The organism is Alcanivorax sp. HI0083 (assembly GCF_001635175.1).
Window position 1 is genome coordinate 1 of the sequence record NZ_LWFX01001267.1, and the last position, 8211, is coordinate 8211.

At 60.6% G+C, this 8211-nt stretch carries 7 protein-coding genes; 2 read left to right on the forward strand and 5 right to left on the reverse strand.

The annotated features are described in order from the left end of the window. The 3 genes from A3754_RS18660 to A3754_RS18670 form a co-directional block, all read right to left on the reverse strand. Positions 1-392: MerR family transcriptional regulator (locus A3754_RS18660; RefSeq protein WP_156497081.1), on the reverse strand; the 392-nt coding region annotated here is incomplete at its 3' end. A 282-nt stretch (positions 393-674) separates the two neighbouring features. Beyond that, positions 675-1679, reverse strand: coding sequence for an alpha/beta fold hydrolase (locus A3754_RS18665; RefSeq protein WP_082872393.1), 1005 nt, complete (start codon positions 1677-1679; stop codon positions 675-677). After that, positions 1679-2407, reverse strand: a complete 729-nt coding sequence (locus A3754_RS18670) for a hypothetical protein (protein ID WP_063520903.1) — start codon at positions 2405-2407, stop codon at positions 1679-1681. Before A3754_RS18670 ends, A3754_RS18665 begins: the two co-directional genes overlap by 1 nt. A gap of 262 nt (positions 2408-2669) precedes the next feature. Here A3754_RS18670 and A3754_RS18675 point away from each other — a divergent pair, with 262 nt between their 5' ends. Then, the gene (locus A3754_RS18675) at positions 2670-4919 is read left to right on the forward strand and encodes a mechanosensitive ion channel domain-containing protein (RefSeq protein WP_231880692.1); all 2250 of its coding nucleotides are present in this window, start codon (positions 2670-2672) and stop codon (positions 4917-4919) included. A 199-nt stretch (positions 4920-5118) separates the two neighbouring features. Here A3754_RS18675 and A3754_RS18680 read toward each other — a convergent pair whose 3' ends face one another. Continuing rightward, the gene (locus A3754_RS18680) at positions 5119-5964 is read right to left on the reverse strand and encodes a metal-dependent hydrolase (protein ID WP_063520904.1); all 846 of its coding nucleotides are present in this window, start codon (positions 5962-5964) and stop codon (positions 5119-5121) included. An 86-nt stretch (positions 5965-6050) separates the two neighbouring features. On the opposite strand from A3754_RS18680, the gene A3754_RS18685 reads away from it, so the two are divergent. Further along, positions 6051-7046: a hypothetical protein gene (locus A3754_RS18685; RefSeq protein ID WP_063520906.1), complete on the forward strand. Its 996-nt coding sequence runs from the start codon at positions 6051-6053 to the stop codon at positions 7044-7046. 128 nt (positions 7047-7174) lie between these two features. Here A3754_RS18685 and A3754_RS18690 read toward each other — a convergent pair. Further along, positions 7175-8211: bifunctional diguanylate cyclase/phosphodiesterase (locus tag A3754_RS18690; protein WP_156497082.1), on the reverse strand; the 1037-nt coding region annotated here is incomplete at its 5' end.

Sequence of the window (8211 nt, forward strand, 5' to 3'; positions counted from 1 at the left end):
TAGGAGGGGACGCTGGGGTTCTGCCAGGAAGTAACGGCCACTTCCAGGCCGAGAATATCGTTGAGCTCGCGGCCCTGTTCCCAGGCGCTGAGCAGGTCGCGGATGTTGTTGAGCGTGTAACCGCGCTCCAGCAGGGCGCCGATAATTTTCAACCGGGCCAGGTGCACGTCGGTATAAATACCGGTGCGGCCGCGCTTTTCCGGGGGCGGAAGAATGCCGCGATCCTGGTAGGCACGCACGTTACGCACCGTCGAGCTGGCTTCGCGGGCCAGTTCGTCGATGGTGAATTCCTTGTGGTCGCCGGCGTCTGCCGGGGCCTGTTGCTCAGCCGGTTGGGTGTATTTCTTCAGGCTGCGCAAAATAGCTGCGGGATTACGGTCACTGGTTTTCATGTGGCGATGATAGCCCCCTTTTTGCACTGGGGCTAGAAGGGGAGACGCAGCACGCTACATGCATCACGCAACAACGCGGGCGAGCCTGGGCGAGGTGAGAGTTTCGAGTTGCGAGAAGCGAGTTTCGAAAGGCAAAACCCCAAACCCCGTACTTGGCTGGTTTTTTTGATTTTCGAAACTCGTGACTCGTAACCCGCTTCTGGAATCCTTGCCTCGCCCAGGCTCGGATCACCCGCAGGCAGGTTATTCGCTTCGCTCACCCTTCGGGCCGCACTGCGTGCGTTACTCCGCTACGCTACGTTCCTGCGGGTGCTTCGTAGAGGCGTGGTTGCCGGTTCCCGGATGGCTGCTATCTGCTGCGGGCTGCGGGTCGGCATTGACCTGGGCGCGCTTGAGCGCCTCGCTGGCGGGGGCGCCTTCAACATGCTGGATGAACTCACTGATCCAGCCGGCGGTCACGTCCGGATACTGGAGAAGGGGGCTCCAGTGTCCGCAGTCTATTTCCCGGCGCCACAGGCGATCTGTCCACTGGGGCAGGTCTTCGAGCATGGCCGGGCGCACATAGTTGTCTTCGCGGGCAACGATCAGCTGCACCGGGACTTTGGTATGCCGCTCCCGGGGCTTGAGCAGACAAGGCAGCATGTTGGCGCGGTACAGTTCGATACCGTGCACGCCGTCCTGCTGTTGAGTGGCGCTGACTTCGCTGTGCAGGTTTTCGGTGCGGCGCAGTACCTGCGGCCAGACCTTGGCCAGGCCGGCTTTCCACAGGGTCGGGGCCAGCACCGGCAACTGGAAGAGGCCGATGTACCAGGAGTGGGCGAGCTGATTGAGCACGGCGCCGATTTCCTGTTCGCGCAGTCGCGCCTTCATCCACTGCCCCACATGATCCAGGCACGGGCCGGACAGGGTGGTGTAGGAGGCGATGCGTTGCTCGGCGCCGGGATCGGTGACTGATTCCCAGGTCTGGATGGAGCCCCAGTCGTGCCCCACCAGATGCACCTTTTCATCCGGGCTGACGGCGTCCATGACCGCATGCAGGTCGTTGCGCAGTTCCCGCAACTTGTAAGCGGCGCGGCCTTGCGGCACGGAAGAATTGCCGGCGCCGCGTACGTCATAGGCGACGACTTTGAAATGCCGGCTAAGGCGTTCCGCCACTTTTTCCCAGACATGATTGGCGTCCGGGTAGCCGTGTACCAGTATCACCGTGGGGCTTTTGTCCGCACTCCAGGTACGCACCGCCAGGTCCACGCCATTACGGCTTACTTTGCTGTCGCGCCACTGCACCATCAGGCTGCTTCCTCTTGCTTGTCGCCAGTGTTGTTGTCGAGCAGGTGGGCCGGAGCGGGGGTCAGCCAGCGCGGTCCCTGATCGTCCATCAGCAGGAATTCACTGCTGCCGACGCTGTGCGTACCGTCGCTCAACGTCAGTTGCCATTGCCACAGCCCGGGTATCAGCGGCCCTTCTCCGATGCGATTACCTTCCGGCAGAGTGCCGGTGAGCGGCGCCAACCGATAGTGCTGGCGCAGGCCGGAGAAACGGCCAGCAAGCTGCTGGGGTGTTTCTCCCCGGGCCAGGGCCAGCGGTAGCTGGTCGCGATAGTCACGCAGGCGGCGGTGTAATGCGGCCAGCGGAGCCACGTCGGGGCCGCTGAGGCAGGCCTTGGCGGCGTAGCCGTTTTGTACCGCATCGCAACGCAGTATATAGCCCATGCCGATCCGGTAACGGCGCTTTCCCGGTCTGTTCAGGCCAAAGCGACGGCGGCTGGGTTGATTGGTAAAGCGCACCTTCGGCGGCCGGGCGGGATCGAACAGTTGGTGCGCACGCAGCCAGTCGCGAATCAGCAGTTCGCAATCCTGCTCGGTCATGCCCGGTTGCAGGGATCCAGCAATGATCTGCAGGCCTTTGTGGGCGTTCTGCCAGGCAGAGAGGTAAGGCGCCAGGGCCTGGGAATCCGGGGTCCAGAATGCGTTCATGAACGCCTCCACCGTGTTGTCGTTGGAATGTAACTCGATCATTACAGCGCTCAATGTCACGGTCAACCGCTATGACTGGCATTCTCACCCCGGGGATGGCTCCCCAGGGTCAATGTCGGGGTGTAACCGGGGGGCAATCCTTCGCGCAATCTTCACATTTTTCGCTGTCTGACTTGTTAGGGTGGGCGCCTGAACAATCTTCAAATTGTGTATTTTGCTCGGCGATGACCGGGATAAGGAGATCAGTTTGCGCCCTCCAGTCCAGACCTTTCGCGGCTTCACAGCCCTGGTGACTTTTTTGCTCGTGTTTTTCACCGCAGCGGCCCACGCTGCGGAGCCCGCGCAGCCGGTTGCGGCGCAACCGGGTGAATACGCGGAGCTGGCGGATTTGCTGGAAAATGACGCCAGCCGCCAAGTGCTGATTGATCAGTTGCGTGGCGTGCACGCGTCTGCCCAGCCTGAGTCGTTGGGGCTGGAAGGCGAAGTGCCAGCCGCGGAGATTGCTGCCCAGGCCCCCAGCGGGCAGACCGCGGAGCAAGTCTCCATGGCGCGCCGCATGGCGGCGGCCACCGGTAACCTGGCCGGTGATATGGGCCGGCAATTTGCAGCGCTGGGCGCCTTGGTGTCGGGCTGGTTTGGCGGCGATGCCGATGCCAGCCAGTCGGTAGCAGCGGCGGCTCCGGTGGACATGAAAACGGTCAGTGCCGCCTTGTTGAATCTGGCGATTCTGGTGGCCGTGACGTTTGTGGTGTTCTGGTCGCTGCGTGCGGTGGGAAGCTCGGTCTTTGCCCGTCTCAGCGGCTGGGCCCGGGCCGGTTCAGAGAAGTTGGCGATCCTGCGCACCATGGTGGCCGTGGCGGTTGCTGCACTACTGGATATTGTCGTGGTGGTGCTGGCCTACTTGGCCGGCACTTTTGTGGCGCCACTGCTCACCGAACAGCTGGGCGCGGATGCCACCCGGTTAGCGCTGTTTCTGAATGCCTTCCTGCTGGTTGAGCTGGCCAAGGTGGGTCTGCGGATGTTCTTTTCCTCCCGCTACGAGGGCCTGCGACTGCTGCCGGTGGCGGCAGAACAGGCGCGCTACTGTAACCGCTTTCTGGCCCGTGAAGCCGGGTTGATTGGCTATGGCATGCTGGTGCTGGTGCCGGTGCTGAACTTCAATGTGTCGCCCTCGCTGGGCAGTGGCGTGGGGACAGTGATCATGCTGGTGGCGCTGGTGTATGCGGCGGTGGTGATCTGGCGCAAGCGCCAGGTGTTGCGTCAGGCGTTGACGCATCGGGCCAATGCCGGGTCCGGGCCAATCCGGCTGTTGCTGCTGTTGTTGGCGCGTACCTGGCACTGGCTGGCGTTGGCGTACGCATTGCTGGTGTTTACCGCCACCGTGCTGAACCCGGAAACGGCGCTGCCCTTTGTGGCCTTGGCAACGTTGGAAACGCTGATTTATGTGGGCCTGGGCCTGCTGGTATCAGTGGCGCTGGGGCAGTTGATTGGCAAGGAAATCCAGCTGTCGGAACGGCTCAACGCCAGCATGCCCCGCCTTCAGGCCCGGGTGAACACTTATGTGCCCACCGGCCTGAAAATCATTCGCGGGCTGATCCTGGCGCTGGTATTGGTGTTGTCGCTGGATGCCTGGCAGCTCTATGACTTGGCGGCCTGGTACGCCACCACCGCCGGTGCGCAAACCGTTTCTGCGCTGATTGATATCTTGCTGATTCTGGCGCTGGCGGCGGCCGTCTGGATTGCCCTGGCCAGCCTGGTCGAGCATAAATTCAGCCCCGGAGAAACCAGTACGCCGGCCCAGGCGGCGCGGGGTGAGACGTTACTGGGGCTGTTCCATACCTCCTTGGCCATCACCATCATCATCATGACGGCGATGATCGTGCTTTCCGAGGTTGGTGTGGATATCGGCCCGCTGATTGCCGGTGCCGGTGTGTTGGGTCTGGCCATTGGTTTCGGTGCCCAGAAGCTGGTGCAGGATGTGATTACCGGGGTGTTTATTCAGCTGGAGAATGCCATGAATACCGGTGATTTTGTCGGGGTTGGCGCCAACTCCGGCACGGTGGAGCGAGTGGGGATCCGTTCGGTGGCATTGCGTGATCTCTATGGCACCTACCACATCGTGCCGTTCTCCTCGGTGGATGCGGTATCCAATTACACCCGCGAATACGGTAACCATGTGGGCGAATACGGCATTGGTTATCGGGAAAGCATTGACGATGCCATCGTTCAGCTTGAGGCGGCCTTCGAGGCGCTCAAGGAAGGTGAGCACAAGGATAATATCCTCGCGCCCATGACCGTGGCCGGGGTGACGGCCCTGGCGGACAGCTCGGTGAATATCCGCGTGGTGATCAAGACCACACCGGGCAATCAGTGGGCGGTGGGCCGTGCCTTCAACCGGCTGGTGAAGATCTACTTCGACAAGGCCGGTATAGAGATCCCGTTCCCGCATACCACCCTGTACTTCGGCGAGGACCGGGACGGCAATGCGCCAGCGGCCAACATTCGCCTGGCAGATGATCGTGTGGTGTCTACTCAAGAGGGCAACGACGGGTAATCCCCGCATTGGACTCATGAAAAAGCGTCTGCAAAAGCAGGCGCTTTTTTCGTTATGAGGCCCAATCTCGGCAGGTTTGCCAGCGTGTTGCATGCTGCGTGAAGCATGCTGCAGCCGCAGAGCGGCAAAAAAAAGGGCCGGCAAAGTGCCGACCCTGAAAGTCACCGGAAAAGGGAGAGCTCGGTGAATTGGAAAACGGTTAAGCGGCTTCCTCTTTGAGGAGGTTGCCAAGCAGGGCCTCGAAGTTTTGCAGCTGCTCGCTGTTATCGTGATCCCACGGATGAAAACCGGGTTTGAACCAGTCGAACCAGGGCTTGGTGATGTTCAGGAAAATCCCTTTGCGGCCCCAGGTGTGTTTGGCCACGGCGCGCCAGCCTTTCAGGTCGGTCAGGCCGCCCTTGATGCGCACGTTATGCAGGTAGAAGGGAATGAACAGGGCAAAGAAAATGCCAGTGGCCAGCACCAGGGTGCCGCTGCGCAGGGCGTAGGCGCCCAGGTTGCTGTCGTCGCCGATCACCGTGCGGTACACATCGAAGGCCACAGCCTTGTGTTCGGTTTCTTCCAGGGCGTGCCAGTTCCAGATCGCCTTGTAGCCTTCGTCGGCGCCTTCCATGATCTCGGGCAGATCCAGCAGGCCGCCGCCGAGAATGGCGGTCAGGTGTTCCAGTGCTACGGTGGCAGCCAGCTGAAAGGCTTTGGGGCTATATTGCTGGGCGGCCCCAAGCAGCTTGGCAACGAAGGCTTCCTGGGCATGCAGCGGAATCCCTGCCTGGGCCACGAAGTCGTTGTATTCTTCGTGCTCACGGCCGTGCATGGCTTCCTGACCGATAAAGGCAGTGACTGCCTTTTTCAGTTCCGAATCGGTAATCTGGTCGCGATAGTGGCGGACGCTATCGATAAAGAAGCGCTCACCCACCGGGAAGAACAGACTCATGGTATTGAGGAACTGGCTGACATTCAGGCCGTCCCGGTGCCAGGTGAGGGCCTTGGCCGGGTTCAGGTTGAATTTCAGGTTGCGGCGTATGGGCAGAATCGAGATCGCCATTGTGCGTCCCTCCGTAACTGTTACATCATTCAATGATACAATTGCTGTGCGCAGCATCAAGAACTTTTCATCGGGAAATGCAAAAAATGGCGGGCAATAAACAGGAAGTGGCAAATCGTTTACTGGATGGGCTGGTCGATTATCTGCTGGCGCGTCTCTCGCCGGAACAGCTGGATTCACTGGTGGTTGAGGAGCTGGACTACGTGCTTGAGCGGGCGGCGGGTTATTCCCTCAACCAGTGGGTGCAAGCCGGTCAAGTATTTGCCACGGCGCAGAAATACGCGGTGGAGATGGATATCAGCGGCGCGATTCCCGAGCTGGTGGGCGATATGGTGGAACGGTTTTATGACCACGCCATCCAGAGTGAGCGCACCGTGGAGGATGTGGTCGACGAAGCCGTAGTGATGGCGCTGCTGGACAAGGGGCTGGAAATTCCCCTGTCGCGGCAAGGCATGGCCTGGCTGGGGCGTAACCCGGTGTTGCTGGCCTTGCTGGCAGGCGGTGCGCAACTGGGGCTCAAGACGTTGCTGCATCAGGGGCTGCCCGGCCCCCTGCGCAGCCAGCTGAGCAAGCGCTTGCCGGAACGCTGGCTGGCCAGCCTGGAGGCACGACTGCAGGAATGGTTACTGCGTCGCACGGAGCAATTGTTGAGTGATCCGTACCTGTATCGCGACGAGAACCTGGATGAGTTGCGCGAGTTGGTGAAGGTGGGCTGGCAGGACTTTTCCCAGCGCCCGGTGGCGGACCTGAAGGAACTGGTGAGCAGCGAGGATATTCAGGAGCTGTTCGTGATCGTGTTCGAGTACTGGCGGGATCTGCGCCACACGGATTACTTCAATGCCATGCTGGAAGCGGGCGTGCAGGCGTTTTTCGATAAATATGGTGATACCAGCCTCACTGGCCTGCTGGATGAGCTGGGCGTCACCCGCGAGCTGATGCTTGATGATGCCCGCCGCTTCCTGCCGCCAGTGATGGCCAAGCTGCAGAGCGAAGGGCTGCTGGAGGCGTGGCTGCGTCGGCACCTGGAAGGGTATTTTCGGGCGGAGGAGACGCTGGAGCTGCTGGGATCAGTTGACAGTTGATAGTGGACAGTTGACAGCGACACGCCGCAGCACGTCATGTTTTGAAACCGTAGAGGCCGCGCCCAAAGTTTGAGCGCGGCCTCTTTTATTTCAGACAAAACAGCCCTGTTCCGCGCAGCTGTCAACTATCAATTGTCAACTTTCAACTGCTGTCTATAGGCCTGGGTGTGTAGCAATTCCAGTAACTCGTTTTCCGGCACCGGGCGGCTGATCAGGTAGCCCTGGATGCTGTCGCAATGCATGTCGCGCAGAATGCTCAGGTGGTCTTCGGTTTCTACCCCTTCGGCGATTACGTTCATCTTCAGGCTGTGGGCCATGTCGATGATGGCGCGGGTAATGGCGGCATCGTCCGGGCTCTTGTCCAGATCCATGATGAAGGAGCGATCGATCTTCAGGGTGTCCACCGGGAAACGCTTCAGGTAGCTCAGCGACGAATAGCCGGTGCCGAAATCGTCCAGCGCCAGCTCAATGCCCCGGGTGCGCAGTTGCTGAAGCAGCTCGATGTTCTGCTCCATGTCTTCCATGATCAGGCTTTCGGTGAGTTCCAGTTCCAGCAGGTGCGGGGGCAGTTCGGTGGTGGACAGTACCCGGTCCACGATTTCTGCCACGTTGCCTTTGCGGAACTGGTGGGCTGACAGGTTTACCGATACACAGATGTTGCCCAGCCCCTGTTTGTACCACTTGTGGGCCTGGCGGCAGGAGCGCTCCAGTACCAGTTCACCGATGGCGGAAATCAGCCCGGTTTCTTCGGCCAGGGGAATGAAGTCCGCCGGCGGCAGCAGGCCCATGGTGGGGTGCTGCCAGCGCACCAGGGCTTCCACCGAGGTGATGCGGTTGCTGGCCAGCTCCATTTTCGGCTGGTAGTGCACCACGAATTCGTTCTTGAAGATGGCCTTGCGCAGGCTGGTTTCCAGGGCCAGCTGTTCCACCGACGCTACCCGCATGTTGCTGCGATAGAACTGGAAGTTATTGCCGCCGCTGCGCTTGGCCTGGTACACCGCCATGTCGGACTGGTTGATCATGCTCTGGGCTTCTTTGGCGGTATCCGGGAACAGGCTGATGCCGACGCTGGCGCCCAGCAGCAGTTCGTGGCCGTCAATCAGGAACGGCTTTTTCATGGCGTTGATCAGCTTCTGGCACTGCTGGCTGATGCTGCCTTCGCCGC